This is a genomic window from Acinetobacter sp. 22301, from assembly GCF_052045285.1.
GTDB lineage: Bacteria > Pseudomonadota > Gammaproteobacteria > Pseudomonadales > Moraxellaceae > Acinetobacter > Acinetobacter pittii.
The window spans coordinates 1-15,687 of record NZ_JBQEOR010000014.1; the positions used below are offsets into that span (position 1 = coordinate 1).

Genomic DNA, 15,687 nt, shown 5'->3' on the forward strand with positions numbered 1-15,687 from the left:
GGCCGTGGCCGCAGCCGTGATGACGACGATGATGATGATCGCGGTGGCCGCTCAGGTGGTCGAGGCCGAGGTCGCAGCCGTGATGATGACGACGATGACGATCGCGGTGGTCGCTCAGGCGGACGAGGTCGTGGTCGCAGCCGTGATGACGACGATGATTATGATGGCCGTGGTCAAAACTCTCGTAATCAAAAACGTGATGCCTACGGACGTTTTACGTCTTAAGCAGAATGTTTTAAAAACAAAGGAGGCTTTTGCCTCCTTTGTTTTTTAGCTTACTTACTGTATTTACTGAGGGAGAGGTTGTAGGCCTTTTACAATATCAAGGTATTCAGAACCGTTTAACCAAAAAGATTTTTTCAAAAAAAGTGTCGTCATAATACTTTCGGCTGCTTCGCTATCTGGATTTTCACAAAATAATCCGTAGCTTTCACCTAAAACCGCATCATTTTCAATTAGGCGGATATAGTAAGCATGTTGCTCATTTGCATAACCTAAAACCGCATCACGTTGATTTTTCATTTCGCATGTCTCCATACCAAAAACTGAATTTAACCAGAATGTTAAGTGTTCAGAATCTCATTTGATAAAAATCAAAAAACAGTCAGCGATAACGACTATTTCGAAATAGGTTTTGATTTTCTTCAAATTGCCATTTTGGTTAAAACATCCCTGTTAAAAACAAAATGGATTAAAATCTGATCATGAGATTTATTGTTATGCAAAAAAAATATTTCGTCAACTTGAAAATGTAACTTTTTCAAGTTACATTGTTTGTGTAGGATTTGAACAGTGGAATGGAGGCAATATGCCAAAGAAAAAAGAGTTCGAGCATGGCGGTGTACGAGAAAATGCCGGACGTAAAGCACAGTTCAATGAACCCACCAAAGTCATTCGTGTTCCCGAGTCTCAAGTTAACTTTATCAAAAATTGGTTACTGAATAATGTCAAAACCAATAACTTGACTGACTTTAACTCAAAACTTAATGTCCAACAGGTCCACCCGAATAACGATAAAATTTACCACATTCCTTTGGCAACTGAACGTGTTGCGGCAGGTTTTCCTTCACCTGCACAAGATGATATTGAGCAAGCACTCGATTTAAATGAATATTTAATTAGAAATGAAAATGCCACGTTTATTGTCAAAGCCAACTCTTTGTCAATGTTAGATGCTGGAATTGATATTAATGATCCGCTTATTGTGGATCGTAGCATTTCCGCTAAATCGGGTGATATTGTGATTGCACTCATCGATAATGATTTCACTGTGAAGCGCTTAATGATTGATAGTCAATTTCATCCACCTAAAGTTTGGCTAAAAGCAGAAAATCCTGATTATCAGAATATTTATATTGAAGAGGGGCAAGAACTGGTTATTTGGGGAGTCGTGACTTATAACCTCAAACGAATGAGATAATTTTTCTTATATTTTATTATTCAAGTTACTGACCCGAAAAGTGAGTCAGTAACTTTTTGCTGAATGACTTTTAAATTTGTCCAATCAATAAACATGTTGCGATAACAACCATCAAACCACCTGAAAAACGGCCGACTAATTGTGCTGCTTGTGGTCTGGTTTTCAAAATAGCCTCTGAACCATAACCCACCATTAAGTAAATTATCGCGCAGCTAATCATGTGGACAACACCAAAGGCAAGAATTTGTGTTGTTACTGACCATGAAGCAGTAGTATCAATAAACTGAGGAAGCAGGGCTAAAAAGAGTAAAAAAACTTTCGGGTTTAATCCACTCACGTAAACGCCTTTGGTTGCCCAGCTCAACCATGACTGAGCTTTTTCAGAACCAGATTCGTTCGGAGTAGGAGGGGTAAGTAATAAGTTTATTCCCATCCATAACAAATAAGCAGAACCCGCAACAGTAAGAATCATTAGAGCAGTTGGATTATTTGCTACAAGCAGACCAACACCAGCCGCTACCAATAAAATCGTAATAAAGTGTCCAAATAGCATACCTGCGACGGCGGGTACGACGACTTTGCCTTTAATCCCTGCTGAAATGGCATAGGCCCAGTCTGCCCCTGGCGTAATAATAAAAAGAATGGAGACACTCCAAAATGCAATAAAAATGTTAAAAGCCATATGCTTATCTCAGCAAATTATTTTCCAAAGGTTTCGCTCGTGGTTTAGAAAAAATCCCTATTTATTCGAGCTTGTTGAAAATAATATGCTCATGTATTTAGAATGTGCTTTTAAATGTTTGCTCATATCACACTCATTTGGGGTAAATTTTTCTAAATGGATCGCACAGATAAAAAGATTCTTGCTGAATTGCAATTAAATGGCCGATTATCTATTACTGAATTGGCAGAAAAAGTCGGTTTGAGCATTTCACCTTGTCATAGACGAGTGAAGGCTTTAGAAGAGTCAGGAGCTATCAAAGGTTATCGGGCAGAGCTCGACCCAAACTTAGTTGGATTTGAATTTTCAGCGATTGTTTTTATTACGCTTAAAGAAGGTGATAAACAGGCAGTCGAGAAGTTTGAAAATGCTGTAATTGATATCCCGCAAATTATTCAGGCCCAGCGCTTGTTTGGTGAACCTGACTATTTGCTACATGTGGTGGCTAAAGATTTACCTGCTTTTCAGCGTTTGTACGATGAAAAATTATCAGCTATTCCAAGTGTGCAACGACTCATCTCAACCATTGTGATGAAAGATGTAGTGCCTGAACGTTTATTCCCGATTGGCTAAGAATCATCAGATATAAAAAAAGAAGCTTTAAAGCTTCTTTTTTAGTTTTAAGAATATTTAAGCATCGAGTGTTTTACACAAAGAACAGATTGTACCGTTATGTTTGTGAGAGAACATAATATCTGGACGTTCATAACCTTGCTCACATACGCGGCAGTGATAAACAGTTGCTACAGGAGTACCTTCAGCATCATAACGTGGTTCTTTAATACCGTCATCGTGTGACTTGATGTAGTATTTTCCTTTGGTTAATAAGCCCATGATTGGTGTTAATACAAAGGCAAGTACAAGTGCGATAAGCGGTGAGTAAGGCGCCAAGAAGCTACCCAGTAATCCGAAGAATGCTGCAATTGATAAGCCTGCTGATACAAGGAACGCAACCATGCCGACAGGGTTTACGTTGTATAGCATGTCACGGCGGTATTCCGGTTCTTTCGGTGAAAGTTTTAATACATATTTATTAATTGAAATATCTGTTGCAACAACCACAACCCAAGCAATCGCAAAGTTTGAATAGAACCCTAAGATTTTACCCAGTACCGCGAACATGTTGCCTTCCATTAAAGCAAGCGCAATTGCCAAGTTCACCATCACAAACACAATACGACCAGGATAATGTTTGCTAATACGTGTGTAGGCACTTGTCCATGCAAGGGAACCAGAGTAAGCATTGGTCACATTAATTTTAATTTGAGAAATGACCACCAAAATCACTGCAAGTGTTAAAGCTGCCCAGCCTGGAAGCATGTCATGAAACGCCGCATTAAACTGTTGAACAGGTTCAGTACTGTTTACGCCCGGTATTTTAGTAAGTAAATAGAAACCTAAAAATGCCCCAATAATTTGTTTAATTGCCCCTAAAATCACCCAACCCGGACCCGCTGAAATAACCGCAGCCCACCATGCTTTGCTATTTTCTTTTGTTTTAGCAGGCATGAAACGTAAGTAATCAATTTGCTCACCAATTTGCATGATTAGCGATAAACATATACCAGCACCTAACATGATTGCTGCCATGTCTACAGTTGCGAAACCTTCGTTACCAGTAAAAGTTGCAAACTGGCTGACTAAAGTAGGCTCTTGATAAATCAGATAAGCCACAGGACCAATCATCAGAACGAGCCAAAGCGGGGTAGTCCAGACTTGTAATTTACTTAAGGCTTTCATGCCGTAAATCACTAGCGGTATAACCATAACTGTTGAAATGAGATAACCTGCCCAAAGCGGAATACCTAAACCGAGCAATAATCCTTGCGCCATGATTGAACCTTCAAGGGCAAAGAAAATAAACGTGAAACTGGCGAAAATGATACTGGTCAGGACCGAACCGATATAACCAAAACCTGCACCGCGGGTAATCAAGTCAAGGTCGATGTTATAGCGAGCTGCGTAGTAGGCTAAAGGAATGCCGGTTAAGAAGATAATAATCGCTGCAAATAGAATGGAGAAAACAGCATTGGTTGTTCCATAAGACATACCAATACTGGCGCCAATAGAAAAGTCAGCAAGATAGGCAATACCACCAAGTGCAGTAATAGCGACAACTTTGGGACTCCAGCGCCGAAAGCTGTGTGGAGCATAACGTAAAGTATAATCTTCTAAGGTTTCATTCACTGCTTTTTGTGAATCTGTACCTTGCACAGTGTCCAGATTTGGATGTTCAGATACACTCATAACATCAATCTCCCAATCATTTTCGGTCAATCAACACAAATATTGATCATTGTTTTTTGATGGTTTTGAGTGTGTGATTTTTGGGAAAAATTGAAAATACGTTATTTTGCGTATATGTGCGCATTAGAAAAAATCGCCATGATAAATGACTTTTGGCATAAGGATTGCTGGGTTTAATGCAGCCACAAGCCAAACATGAGTGTTATGCCAGATTCTTCACACCCACAACAAGCCCCACAACGTGTGATCAAAACACGCCGTGAATATAATATTTGGGTGGCAGATGAAAGTATCGAAGATTATGCGCTCCGCTATGCACCCACCTCGGTACGTAAGTGGTCACCTTGGACCGTTACCAATACTGCAATTTCTACAGTTAGCTTTTTGGCTATGGAAGCCATTGGGGCAACCATGCTTTGGCAATATGGCTTTAGCAATGCAGTATGGGCAGCAATTGTCGTATGTACCATCATATTTTTGACCAGTTGGCCGATTAGTTACTACGCCGCAAAATATAATGTAGATGTTGATCTGCTTACTCGTGGTGCAGGTTTTGGCTACATTGGCTCGACCATTACATCTCTAATTTATGCCAGCTTTACCTTTATTTTGCTTGCCTTTGAAGCCGCAATTATGGCAATGGCACTTGAGCTGGCTTTAGGCATTCCGCAAGTTATCGGTTACTTAATTTCTGCATTAGTGATTTTGCCTTTAGTGGTCAAAGGTATTGGTTTTATTAATAAAGTTCAGGCGATCACACAACCCATCTGGCTCTTATTGCTGTTATTACCGTGGTTTTTTGTACTTTGGAAACAACCACAAATTTTAAGTAGTAGCTTGCATTTTGTTGGGGCAGTTTCAAACTCAACCGATTTTAATCTGTATTACTTTGGTGCGGCGTGCACTCTTATTTTTTCATTTGTGATCCAAATTGGTGAGCAAGCCGACTATTTACGTTTCTTACCGCAAAAAGAAAAGAACAGAACCGCGTGGCGTTTTGCCGTTTTTCTAGGTGGTCCATCTTGGATTATTTTTGGATTTCTAAAAGTTTTGATGGGCATGCTGCTGATGGTGTTGGCTTTTCAGCTGTTTATTCCTGTCTCTGAACTAGACAATCCGACTTATCTATATTGGGTTGCCTATCAACAATTTATTCCAAATCCTCAGCTTGCATTAATTCTCACATTAGTACTGGTTTGCTTAGCGCAAATTAAAATTAATATGACCAATGCCTACGCTGGCTCATTGGCATGGTCAAACTTTTTTGCCCGTTTAACTCATAGCCATCCGGGGCGAATAGTTTGGCTTCTTTTTAACGTTTTTATTGCCATTGTTTTGATGGAAATGGGAATTAGCCATGCGGTTGAACGTATTTTGGGATTATATAGCAATATTGCTTTGGCATGGATTGGTGCCGTCGTTGCCGATTTAATTATCTGTAAGCCTTTAGGTCTAAGCCCGAAAGGAATTGAATTTCGCCGTGCTTATTTATATGACATCAACCCCGTAGGTGTAGGCGCGTTACTCATCGCTTCAGTGTTATCGATGCTGAGTTACTTGGGCTTTTTCGGATTCATGGCGAAAGGCTTGGCGAGTTTTATTGCTTTGGGGAGTGCGGTGCTATGCGTTCCTGTTATTGCTTACCTAACCAAAGGCAAATATTACATTGCACGTCAGCCTGAAAAAATTCAGGCGACTTTGGTTGCTAACTGTGTCGTGTGTGAACGGGACTATGAGCTTGCTGATATGGCGGGTTGCCCAGCCTATAACGGTACGATTTGCTCTCTATGCTGTTCACTTGAAGCACGCTGTCACGATTTATGTAAACCTGATGCACGCTGGTCAGTACAACTCAAAAAAGCCATCTGGCATTATTTACCAGAACGTTGGGCTAGCCGTTTAAATAGTCGAGTCAGTTTATATTTACTACTGACTCTGGGGTTGTCTATTGTTCTGGCAGTGAGTTTAAGTCTGGTTTATATCCAGGAAAAAACCTATTTAGAAACCATTAATGCGGCAGCCGTTCCTCAGCTATTTACGCTATTTGTCAAAATTTATACCATTTTATTTCTATTGATGAGTGTTGCTGCTTGGTGGCTCGTATTAAACGATGAAAGCCGTCGTAATGCTGAAATCGAAACACACCAGCAAACAGCATTATTGATTGATGAAATTGCTGCCCATGAAGTCACTTCAAAAGACTTACAAGACGCCAGAATTTCAGCAGAACGGGCAAATGATGCAAAAAGCCGTTATGTCATTGGTATTAGCCACGAATTAAGAACACCCCTAAATAGTATTTTGGGCTATAGCCAATTGCTTCAAAAACAAGAGCAGCTCTCAGAACAAGGCAAAATGGCGCTCGGCGTGATTAGCCGTAGTGGGCAGCATTTAACTTCACTGATTGATGGTTTACTAGATTTAGCGCGAATTGAAACAGGCAAGATTTCTTTAAATGTAGTGGACGTTCATTTCCCAAATTTTATTGAACAAATTATTCAAATGTTTCAGCCACAGTTTGAACAGAAGAATTTACAGTTTATTTATGAAATTGGAGAGAACCTGCCGCACTATGTCCGTACTGACAAAAAACGCTTAGAACAGGTACTTATTAATTTATTGGGCAATGCTTTAAAGTTTACAACGAGTGGCACAATTACTTTAAAAGTCGAGTACCGTTTTCAAACGGCTTATTTTGAAATTAGAGATACGGGCTGTGGTATTGCCGAGGCAGATTTAGAGCGAATCTTTAACCCATTTGAACGGGGCAGTAATGTGGTTCAAGGCGGATTTACCGGAACAGGGCTCGGGCTACCAATTGTAAAATTATTAGTCGATTTACTCGGTGGCCAGCTATCTGTGACTAGCCAGCTTAATCAGGGTTCACAGTTTAAGATTAAGTTTTATTTACCTTCAAAAGAAGTGGTTCATCCAATTTCTAATGTTTACTCCAACCAGATTACGGGTTATCAAGGCGAGCGAAAACGAATCTTGGTTGTCGATAATGAAGCGGTGGACCGAGGTTTAGTCGCTAATTTTCTAAAACCGTTAGGATTTATGATTGAAGAAGCCGAGTCGGGCATTGACTGTTTAAGACGTGTACCTATTTTTCAGCCTAATCTGATCTTGATGGATTTAAATATGCCGTTGATGGGCGGCTGGGAAACAGCGCGATTATTACGTCAAAATAATATTACCAATGTGCCGATCCTAATTATTTCGGCCAATGCAGGTGAGCGTGAAGTCAATCCACAAGATGCCGTCTTAAGTGAAGACTTTATGTTAAAACCAATCGACCTGAATTTGTTGCTCAGTAAAATTGGAGATAAGTTAGGTTTGATATGGATTGATTCCAAATCGGATACTCATTTTGAAAATAATGAAGTTCAAGCACTTGATGTAAAGGTGTTTAAACAAGAGCAAGCCACTGTTCATACACCAGTCCAGCAACCAGAAAATAATGATCTGCTTGATTTACAGCAAAGCTTGCAGCAATTAAATGATTTAATTGGACAGGGCTACATTCGTGGAATTCAACAGACTTTAACGCAATGTCGTCAAAATTTTCCGGAGCATAAAGAGTTATGGGAACAGCTGGAACAGGCTATTCAAAAGTTTGATTTAAAACACGCCCAACGATTAATTCAGGATAAGTAATGAGTACGCAACATGTTTCTTTTCAGCAAGCTTCACCAAACGAGCAGGCTGTTATTCTGATTGTAGATGATGTGCCGGAAAATTTAGGCTTGTTACATGAAAGTCTGGATCAGGCAGGTTATCGCGTGCTTGTCACAACCGATGGGTTAAGTGCAATTGAAATTGCCCACCGATGCTTACCAGATATGATTTTACTCGATGGCAATATGCCACATATGGATGGTTTTGAAAGTTGTATTCAGCTTAAAGCGAGCCCAATTACGCAGTTTATTCCCGTCATTTTTATGACAGGTTTGTCTGAGACAGAGCATATAGTGCGTGGTTTTCAGGTCGGCGGGGTGGACTATGTGACCAAGCCTTTGAATATTGAAGAAGTATTAGCAAGGGTAAAAACACATTTGGCACATGCCAAACTATTGCAACAACAGAAACAGGTAATTGATGCAACGGAAACAGCCATTCTTGCGCTAGATGTTCACGGTAAAATTGTTTGGAAAACCCAAAAGGCTAATGATCTACTGAATCAATATTTACCTGAATTAGAGGGCTTTGAAGCAGGCTTAAAAGCTTGGTTTTCAGATTTGGAACATGAAAAAGACCCCAAAAAATTAACAAGCTGTTCTTATTCAACGCCATCTCAGCAATTACAGCTTTTATTGCTTACGCCGTGGCAAACTGAACCAAGTGTGGCAAAAAATTATCTGATACAGATTAAGACTTCTACGCCAGCTTTAGAAATGGCTGATATTTTAAAATATTGCCCGCAGTTGACTCAACGTGAGGCAGAAGTCATGCATTGGTTGTTGTTAGGAAAAACCAATAAAGATATTGCAGAAATTTTGGAGCTTAGTCCACGGACGGTAAACAAGCATTTAGAGCATATTTTTGAAAAACTTTGTGTTGAAAACCGAACTGCTGCTGTGGCACACATTAATAGTCTGGTACAAGAGTTTCACTAATTTAATTGACGATTGTATTTAAAAAGCATACAGACTCACTGCTAAAAATAGTCTATTTTTTTACACTTAAATTTGTTCTTATAGATAAAGATATATAAAGTCATTTTTAAATAAATTTGAGCCATAATACGAGGAATTCATTGTGAATATTCAACAAAAAGATGATGCAAAACACGGCAGCTTTAGCTTACTTGATGGTGAAACCGTTGCGGGTGAAATGACTTATACATGGGCAGGCGAAGGCATGCTGATTATTGACGCTACAGATGTAAATGAAAATTATCGGGGACAAGGCGTAGGTCGCCAATTACTTGATGCTTTGGTGGCTTTTGTTCGTGAAAAAGACGTAAAAGTAATTCCACTTTGCCCATATGCAAAATCGGTTTTTGATAAAGACCCAAGCATTGGTGATGTACTTAGAAAATAAACAATAGATTAAAAATCATTTTATAAAAATCGGGCGTTGGTGTCCGATTTTTTATTGGCTTTATTATTCATCTTTGTTTTAGTGAATATGTTTTAAGCAGTTGTATTCAACTGATTTGAAGGTTTTCGATTGCCAAATCGAATTTATCAAACTTATAGAAAAGCTTATCTAATAAAAATAGTTTTAGACCAATTGGGAAAAAAATAAACTCTTTGCACAAATATTTAATGGCTGACGAAAGCTAAATATTTATAACGTTTTAATATTATTTTTTGGAATTTTCCTTGAACTGGCAGTATATCCATAGTGTGTTGCCGCAATTTTTCTCTGCAACTTTGACCACGCTGCAAATTTCAATTATCAGTATTATTTTGGCAATTATTGTAGGGCTAATTTGCAGCATTTTAATCACATATCGCGTGCGGGTGCTAAATAGAATTGCCCAGTTCTATATTGAGTTATCTCGAAATACCCCTTTATTAATTCAACTGTTCTTTTTGTATTACGGTTTGCCAAAACTCGGTATAAAAATCGATGGTTTCGCTTGTGGTGTGATCGGATTGACCTTTTTAGGCGGAAGCTATATGGCTGAAGCTTTCCGAGCAGGTTTGCAGTCTGTTGCTAAAGGGCAGATTGACTCAGCAAAAAGTATTGGTCTACAACCGATTCAAATTTTTAGATATGTCATTTTTCCTCAAGCACTTGCCATTTCAATTCCGGCAATAGGGGCAAATTGCCTATTTTTGATTAAAGAAAGTTCTGTGGTCAGTGCAATTGCTGTCGTTGAACTGCTTTTTGTCACCAAAGACTTAATTGGCATGGACTATAAAACCACAGAAGCTTTGTTTTTACTCATCATGGCCTATCTCATTATTTTATTGCCCGTGTCTATTTTAACCAGCTATCTGGAGTACAGAAGTCGGAAGGTGAGCCATGGAACTTGATTATCTATTTCAAGCGAGTCACCTCGAACGTTTAATGTGGGGACTTTGGGCAACTGCAAAAATTGCTTTTATTTCGGTGTTTTTCTCTGCAATTTTCGGCACAGTTTTCGGCGTCATTATGACCTCAAAAAATATAGTCGTTAAAGCACTGTGCCGCCTGTACTTAGAAGCCATTCGAATCATTCCGATTTTAGTTTTGCTGTTTGTGTTTTATTTCGGCTTTGCGACATGGTTTAACTGGCAGTTTTCTGCAATGTGGGTGTGCATTGTTGTGTTTGTTTTATGGGGTACGGCAGAAATGGGCGATTTGGTTCGTGCAGCCATTACTTCGATTGATCAACATCAACGCGATTCGGCCTATGCGCTCGGACTAACTCATGTTCAAGCTTTGATCTATGTCATTTTTCCGCAAAGTCTAAAACGAGTAACACCAGGCGCGATTAACTTATTTACCCGAATGGTGAAAACCAGCTCTTTGGCAGTCCTGATTGGTGTGGTTGAGGTCATTAAAGTTGGCCAGCAAATTATTGAAAATTCGCTGTTGACCGTGCCGAGCGCTTCTCTTTGGATTTATGGCTTTATTTTTATTTTGTATTTTCTGATTTGCTATCCCTTATCTCGTTTGGCGGCACATTTAGAAAAGGTCTGGGAGTAATTATGCCTTTGTTATCGATACAACAATTACAGAAATCATTTGCACAAAGTCATATTTTACAGGGCATTGATCTGGATGTAGAACAAGGAGAGGTGGTTGTTATTTTAGGTCCATCGGGCTGCGGTAAAAGTACCTTACTGCGTTGTATTAATGGCTTAGAACCGATTCAGGGTGGCGAAATTCGTTTAACTGGCTCAGGTGTTTTGGGCAAAGATGTGGACTGGACTAATGCTCGTCAAAAAATTGGCATGGTTTTTCAAAACTATGAGCTATTTGGGCATATGAACGTTATTGACAATATTTTGCTTGGGCCACTTAAAGTACAAAAACGCCACCGTGATGAAGCTGAACAAGTAGCAGATGAATTGCTAAAGCGAGTGGGATTGTTTGAGCGAAAACTTGATTATCCACGACAGCTTTCAGGCGGACAAAAACAGCGTATTGCCATTGTGCGTTCACTGGTCATGCAACCTAAAGTCATTTTGCTTGATGAAATTACTGCTGCGCTTGATCCGGAAATGGTTAGGGAAGTACTCGATGTCGTACTGAAATTGGCAAATGAAGGAATGACCATGTTGATTGTGACACATGAGATGTCCTTTGCACGCAAGGTTGCCGACCGCATTATTTTTATGGATAAGGGCAAAATTATTGAACAGGCTTCACCAGAAGAATTTTTTGAACAGCCAAAAACAGAACGAGCGAAAGCCTTCTTAAATATTTTGTCGTACTAAATTTTTATTATTTGAATCATGAGGAAGTGAATGTTTAAACGTAATTCAATAAAAATATTAAGCAGTCTTGCCGTTGCTGGGGTTTTATTAACTGCATGTAGTAAAACGCCATCAACTGAACAGGCAAGTAATGCTCAAGAAGACCATTCTTTAGAACAAGTCAAAAAAAATGGGGTTCTACGCGTTGCCGTTTTTGCAGATGATCCGCCGTTTGGTTATGTAGATAGTGCGGGGAATAACCAGGGCTTTGATGTGGCTCTAGCAAAACGGGTGACTAAAGATTTATTCGGTGATGAAAAGAAAGTTGAGTTTATTGTGACTGAAGCTTCAAATCGGGTGGAGTTTTTAAAATCAAATCGTGCCGATGTGGTGTTTGCGACATTTACAGTAACCCCTGAACGTAAGGAAGTTGTCGATTTTGCCGAGCCTTATTTAAAAGGGGCTTTTGGGATTGTCTCACCTAAAGCCAAGCCGATTACGGACATTGCCCAATTAGAAGGTAAAACCTTAATCGTAAATAAAGGCACAAGTTCAGATACTTACTTTACTAAGCATTATCCGAAAGTGAACTTACTCAAGTTTGAAAGAAACTCGGATGCCTTCAAAGCTTTAACCGACGGTCGTGGTGACGCGATTTCACAAGATAGTACCTATGCTTTGGCATGGGCCGCGAAGAACCCAAGTTATGTTGCAGGTATTCAGTCTATTGGTGATCAAGAGTTTATTGCACCAGCAGTTAAAAAGGGCAATACCCAATTATTGAATTGGCTCAATACTGAAATTAAGCAGCTAAGAACAAGTGGTGAAATTAATAAAATTTATGATGAAACCTTGAAGCCAATTTACGGTGAATCGGTCAATCCGAATGTGTTTTTAGATGTAGGCCAATAATTTTCAATATCGCTAGAGCAGTGTCTAAAAGTAGGCGCTGCGATTTTAAATAAGACTTTTACAAGAACGATAGGATGAAATAATGACAACATTAACATTTCAAAACGTGAAGCATATTTTAGCTGCGTCTTTACTGAGTTTAGGTTTAGTTGCATGTGACAAAGGAACTCAGTCTACTGAAAAAACAGCAGATACCACACAAACTGTGTCGAGTATTGAACAGATCAAAAAGAATGGCGTGGTACGAATTGGCGTATTTAGTGATAAACCGCCGTTTGGATATTTAGATGCTCAAGGTAAAAATCAAGGTTTTGATGTAGAAATTGCTAAGCATGTTGCGAAAGATCTGCTGGGTGATGAAAACAAAGTTGAGTTTGTTTTAACTGAAGCGGCTAACCGTGTCGAATACTTAAAAGCCAATAAAGTGGATATTATTTTTGCCAACTTTACTGTTACGCCAGAACGTAAGGAAGTTGTCGATTTTGCAAAGCCTTATTTAAAAGTGGCACTAGGTGTGGTTTCTCCAAAAAGTCATCCGATTACCGATGTTGCTCAACTTAAAGATAAAACTTTGTTGGTAAATAAAGGTACAACGGCTGATTCATTCTTCACCAAGACTCATCCTGAAATTAAACTACAAAAGTATGAACAAAACACTGAAACTTTTGATGCTTTAAAAGATGGTCGTGGTGCTGCGCTTGCACATGATAACTTGCTGGTTTTAGCTTGGGCTAAAGAAAATCCAAATTACACTGTTGGCATTACCAATTTAGGTGAGCAGGACTTAATTGCACCAGCAGTGAAAAAAGGCGATAAAGAGTTGCTGGACTGGTTGAACCAAGATTTAGAGAAACTGGCTAAAGACGGCGTGATTCATCAGGCTTATGAAAAAACGTTAAAACCAGTCTATGGCGATACGATTAATCCAAAAGATTTGTTGGTTGAGTAGTTTTACTCAGAGCCTCTAATGACTAGGATTCTAGATAGTATTTGCTTGAGCTAGGATTCATCTACAGCCTGCCCATAATTTATAAAGATAATGTTTTTGCAATATTTTTTTATAGATCTAAACAGTGGTCAGGTTCTGTAGATGAGAAAGTTTTTTGGTTACTTTTTTCAAAAAAGTAACAGAATTAGCTGAGTGCTTTAGAGGTTAAAAGGTAGGATTTCATCGTGCTAACTCCTTGACTTTATATTACTTTAATTTAAATAAAGTCGGCTCTGCTGCTAATTTATCTGCCAAATATTGAATCAATACACTTAATTTAGGCGGGACATGCCTTGTCGGTGGATAAAGTAACCACAGCCCACCACTGTAATAGGTTTTAAAATACCAATCTGGTAAAACCTGGACTAAGGTACCTTGTTGTAGAGCATGGCGTGCAACGAAGTAAGGTAAGCTCGCAATACCTAAATGCTGTAATGCCGCACTCAAACGCACACCTGTATGGTTTGCTGCATAACGCCCACGCACAGCCACACTGATCGATTTGTTTCCTTGCTGAAATTTCCATTTTGAGTCACTGGCTTGTTCGCCCAAGTAAATACATTCATGCTGCTTTAAATCATGAGGGTGGTTCGGTGTACCGTGCTTGGACAAATATTCAGGTGTAGCACAAACCAAGTGATCAATATCAATCAGCTTTCGACCCATAAGGCCACCCGGTGGTTGCTCTGTAATTCGAAGTGCTAAATCTACTCCATCATCAATCAGGTCTACATAGCGATCTTCTAAAAGCATTTGTATATCAATTTTCGGGTAGCGTTCTAAAAACTCGGGTAAATGAGGGTGAATCATAAAATGCCCCACAGCTTTCGGAACACTCATGCGAATAACACCTTCTGGTTCGACATGAAATTGTCCTGAACTTTCCATGACTGCTTGTGCAGCATTCACCATATCTAAACAACGCTGATAAACCTGTTGCCCACTTTCACTTAAACGAAGTTTTCGTGTAGTCCGATAGAGTAAGCGGGTGCCTAAAACTCGTTCTAAACGGGCAATCGCGCGGCTCACAGCAGAAGGTGTTGTACCAAGCTGGCGTGCAGTTTCAGAAAAGCTTTCCGACTCGACAACCTTAACGAAAGTCGCCATTTCATTTAACAGAACCGGACTTTGATTTGTGCTCATGAGGCAAAAGTTATTTGGATTTTAATTGGATTATCGCGTCTAAAAAATCGCAATACAATCTTTTAGGTGATTTTCAGGAAACTAAATTGTTATGTGGCAGTTGTATGGACATGAGTTTTTAACGCTAGCTCTTATTCACTTTATGGCGGTGATTTTACCGGGACCAGATTTTGTGATTACGGTAAGGCAAAGTGTACGTTATGGCTATCTGATTGGATGTCTAACCGCAATTGGTATTGGTGTCGGGATTTCAGTGCATGTGTTTTATACACTTATTGGTATTGGCTTTTTGATTCAGCAAAGTGAATGGCTCATGTCACTGATCAGAACAGCAGGGGCAGCTTATTTGATTTATTTAGGATGGCAGTGTTTACGTAGCCAGCCGAATACTAATATTGAAATTAATGGCCAAGCAAACGGTGATACGCCAAGTTTATTTAAAGCTTTTACTATGGGTTTTCTTACCAATGCATTAAACCCAAAAGCCACTATCTTTTTTCTGGCAATTTTTACAACGATTGTGAGTACAACTACACCAATGAAAGTTCAGGTCTTTTATGGGGTCTGGATGTGTATGGTTAATGCCATTTGGTTTATGGTGGTGAGCGTACTGTTTGCACAGCCTATCGTACGTAAAAGATTTTTGGAGTTTGGGGTTTATTTTGAGCGGGTGATGGGGGTGTTATTAATTGGAATTGCATTGAGATTGATTTGGGGATTGTTTGTTTAAGTTGGTTGTATTTATAAGTGGATGGGGTAGCACGACGGAGTCTTACCGTTTATACGTCATAATAAAGTAGCTAATTCTGTTACTTTTTTTGGAAAAAGTAACCAAAAAACTTTGTCATCTACAGAACCTGTTCACTGTTTTTCATCTATCAGGAAATGTTGCAAAAACATT

General features: G+C 39.3%; 16 protein-coding genes and 1 pseudogene. 12 read left to right on the plus strand and 5 right to left on the minus strand.

What is annotated here, in order from left to right:
• Positions 1 to 225, plus strand: a pseudogene (locus tag ACTJJH_RS16435) (KGG domain-containing protein); the annotation flags it as partial.
• A 63-nt stretch (positions 226 to 288) separates the two neighbouring features.
• Here ACTJJH_RS16435 and ACTJJH_RS16440 read toward each other — a convergent pair.
• Positions 289 to 522, minus strand: coding sequence for a hypothetical protein (locus ACTJJH_RS16440; protein WP_002114518.1), 234 nt, complete (start codon positions 520 to 522; stop codon positions 289 to 291).
• A gap of 286 nt (positions 523 to 808) precedes the next feature.
• On the opposite strand from ACTJJH_RS16440, the gene ACTJJH_RS16445 reads away from it, so the two are divergent.
• Positions 809 to 1,420, plus strand: coding sequence for a LexA family protein (locus ACTJJH_RS16445; protein WP_032003407.1), 612 nt, complete (start codon positions 809 to 811; stop codon positions 1,418 to 1,420).
• Between the two features lie 70 nt (positions 1,421 to 1,490).
• On the opposite strand, the gene ACTJJH_RS16450 is transcribed toward ACTJJH_RS16445, so the two are convergent.
• On the minus strand, positions 1,491 to 2,102 hold the full coding sequence (locus tag ACTJJH_RS16450) for a LysE family translocator (protein ID WP_000885232.1): 612 nt from the start codon (positions 2,100 to 2,102) through the stop codon (positions 1,491 to 1,493).
• A 156-nt stretch (positions 2,103 to 2,258) separates the two neighbouring features.
• Here ACTJJH_RS16450 and ACTJJH_RS16455 point away from each other — a divergent pair, with 156 nt between their 5' ends.
• Positions 2,259 to 2,714 (plus strand): Lrp/AsnC family transcriptional regulator, encoded by a 456-nt coding sequence (locus tag ACTJJH_RS16455; protein WP_000376211.1) that lies wholly within the window; start codon positions 2,259 to 2,261, stop codon positions 2,712 to 2,714.
• A gap of 57 nt (positions 2,715 to 2,771) precedes the next feature.
• On the opposite strand, the gene ACTJJH_RS16460 is transcribed toward ACTJJH_RS16455, so the two are convergent.
• Complete coding sequence (locus ACTJJH_RS16460; protein ID WP_002114289.1) at positions 2,772 to 4,388, minus strand: purine-cytosine permease family protein; 1,617 nt, start codon at positions 4,386 to 4,388, stop codon at positions 2,772 to 2,774.
• A gap of 195 nt (positions 4,389 to 4,583) precedes the next feature.
• Here ACTJJH_RS16460 and ACTJJH_RS16465 point away from each other — a divergent pair, with 195 nt between their 5' ends.
• The 3 genes from ACTJJH_RS16465 (at position 4,584) to ACTJJH_RS16475 (ending at position 9,431) form a co-directional block, all read left to right on the plus strand.
• Positions 4,584 to 8,045: a hybrid sensor histidine kinase/response regulator gene (locus ACTJJH_RS16465; protein ID WP_440601459.1), complete on the plus strand. Its 3,462-nt coding sequence runs from the start codon at positions 4,584 to 4,586 to the stop codon at positions 8,043 to 8,045.
• Complete coding sequence (locus ACTJJH_RS16470) at positions 8,045 to 9,004, plus strand: response regulator transcription factor (RefSeq protein WP_017386113.1); 960 nt, start codon at positions 8,045 to 8,047, stop codon at positions 9,002 to 9,004. Before ACTJJH_RS16465 ends, ACTJJH_RS16470 begins: the two co-directional genes overlap by 1 nt.
• Before the next feature lie 142 nt (positions 9,005 to 9,146).
• On the plus strand, positions 9,147 to 9,431 hold the full coding sequence (locus tag ACTJJH_RS16475; RefSeq protein ID WP_005069864.1) for a GNAT family N-acetyltransferase: 285 nt from the start codon (positions 9,147 to 9,149) through the stop codon (positions 9,429 to 9,431).
• Between the two features lie 106 nt (positions 9,432 to 9,537).
• Here ACTJJH_RS16475 and ACTJJH_RS16480 read toward each other — a convergent pair whose 3' ends face one another.
• Positions 9,538 to 9,651: a hypothetical protein gene (locus tag ACTJJH_RS16480; RefSeq protein ID WP_079381051.1), complete on the minus strand. Its 114-nt coding sequence runs from the start codon at positions 9,649 to 9,651 to the stop codon at positions 9,538 to 9,540.
• A 64-nt stretch (positions 9,652 to 9,715) separates the two neighbouring features.
• Here ACTJJH_RS16480 and ACTJJH_RS16485 point away from each other — a divergent pair, with 64 nt between their 5' ends.
• From ACTJJH_RS16485 to ACTJJH_RS16505, 5 genes are all read left to right on the plus strand, one after another.
• Positions 9,716 to 10,375, plus strand: a complete 660-nt coding sequence (locus tag ACTJJH_RS16485) for an amino acid ABC transporter permease (RefSeq protein WP_440601460.1) — start codon at positions 9,716 to 9,718, stop codon at positions 10,373 to 10,375.
• Positions 10,365 to 11,030: an amino acid ABC transporter permease gene (locus ACTJJH_RS16490; RefSeq protein ID WP_000418064.1), complete on the plus strand. Its 666-nt coding sequence runs from the start codon at positions 10,365 to 10,367 to the stop codon at positions 11,028 to 11,030. The genes ACTJJH_RS16485 and ACTJJH_RS16490 overlap by 11 nt, the downstream gene beginning before the upstream one ends.
• A gap of 2 nt (positions 11,031 to 11,032) precedes the next feature.
• A complete protein-coding gene (locus ACTJJH_RS16495) occupies positions 11,033 to 11,764 on the plus strand; it encodes an amino acid ABC transporter ATP-binding protein (protein ID WP_001130360.1) in 732 nt (243 codons plus the stop codon).
• Between the two features lie 30 nt (positions 11,765 to 11,794).
• The gene (locus ACTJJH_RS16500; protein ID WP_440601461.1) at positions 11,795 to 12,655 is read left to right on the plus strand and encodes a transporter substrate-binding domain-containing protein; all 861 of its coding nucleotides are present in this window, start codon (positions 11,795 to 11,797) and stop codon (positions 12,653 to 12,655) included.
• 82 nt (positions 12,656 to 12,737) lie between these two features.
• Positions 12,738 to 13,604, plus strand: a complete 867-nt coding sequence (locus ACTJJH_RS16505; protein WP_000209984.1) for a cysteine ABC transporter substrate-binding protein — start codon at positions 12,738 to 12,740, stop codon at positions 13,602 to 13,604.
• 246 nt (positions 13,605 to 13,850) lie between these two features.
• Here the strand turns inward: ACTJJH_RS16505 and ACTJJH_RS16510 are convergent, their stop codons facing one another.
• On the minus strand, positions 13,851 to 14,786 hold the full coding sequence (locus ACTJJH_RS16510) for a LysR family transcriptional regulator (protein WP_440601462.1): 936 nt from the start codon (positions 14,784 to 14,786) through the stop codon (positions 13,851 to 13,853).
• Positions 14,787 to 14,877: 91 nt separating this feature from the next.
• On the opposite strand from ACTJJH_RS16510, the gene ACTJJH_RS16515 reads away from it, so the two are divergent.
• Complete coding sequence (locus tag ACTJJH_RS16515; protein WP_320124847.1) at positions 14,878 to 15,516, plus strand: LysE family translocator; 639 nt, start codon at positions 14,878 to 14,880, stop codon at positions 15,514 to 15,516.
• Positions 15,517 to 15,687: the final 171 nt, after the last annotated feature.

What these genes read in the sequence shown, in the direction of transcription:
- ACTJJH_RS16445 (WP_032003407.1), top strand. Translation starts at nt 809, where the DNA reads ATGCCAAAGAAAAAAGAGTTCGAGCATGGCGGTGTACGAGAAAATGCC.
- ACTJJH_RS16500 (WP_440601461.1), top strand. Translation starts at nt 11,795, where the DNA reads ATGTTTAAACGTAATTCAATAAAAATATTAAGCAGTCTTGCCGTTGCT.
- ACTJJH_RS16455 (WP_000376211.1), top strand. Translation starts at nt 2,259, where the DNA reads ATGGATCGCACAGATAAAAAGATTCTTGCTGAATTGCAATTAAATGGC.
- ACTJJH_RS16505 (WP_000209984.1), top strand. Translation starts at nt 12,738, where the DNA reads ATGACAACATTAACATTTCAAAACGTGAAGCATATTTTAGCTGCGTCT.
- ACTJJH_RS16515 (WP_320124847.1), top strand. Translation starts at nt 14,878, where the DNA reads ATGTGGCAGTTGTATGGACATGAGTTTTTAACGCTAGCTCTTATTCAC.
- ACTJJH_RS16495 (WP_001130360.1), top strand. Translation starts at nt 11,033, where the DNA reads ATGCCTTTGTTATCGATACAACAATTACAGAAATCATTTGCACAAAGT.
- ACTJJH_RS16510 (WP_440601462.1), bottom strand. Translation starts at nt 14,786, where the DNA reads ATGAGCACAAATCAAAGTCCGGTTCTGTTAAATGAAATGGCGACTTTC.
- ACTJJH_RS16490 (WP_000418064.1), top strand. Translation starts at nt 10,365, where the DNA reads ATGGAACTTGATTATCTATTTCAAGCGAGTCACCTCGAACGTTTAATG.
- ACTJJH_RS16450 (WP_000885232.1), bottom strand. Translation starts at nt 2,102, where the DNA reads ATGGCTTTTAACATTTTTATTGCATTTTGGAGTGTCTCCATTCTTTTT.
- ACTJJH_RS16465 (WP_440601459.1), top strand. Translation starts at nt 4,584, where the DNA reads ATGAGTGTTATGCCAGATTCTTCACACCCACAACAAGCCCCACAACGT.
- ACTJJH_RS16440 (WP_002114518.1), bottom strand. Translation starts at nt 522, where the DNA reads ATGAAAAATCAACGTGATGCGGTTTTAGGTTATGCAAATGAGCAACAT.
- ACTJJH_RS16460 (WP_002114289.1), bottom strand. Translation starts at nt 4,388, where the DNA reads ATGAGTGTATCTGAACATCCAAATCTGGACACTGTGCAAGGTACAGAT.
- ACTJJH_RS16470 (WP_017386113.1), top strand. Translation starts at nt 8,045, where the DNA reads ATGAGTACGCAACATGTTTCTTTTCAGCAAGCTTCACCAAACGAGCAG.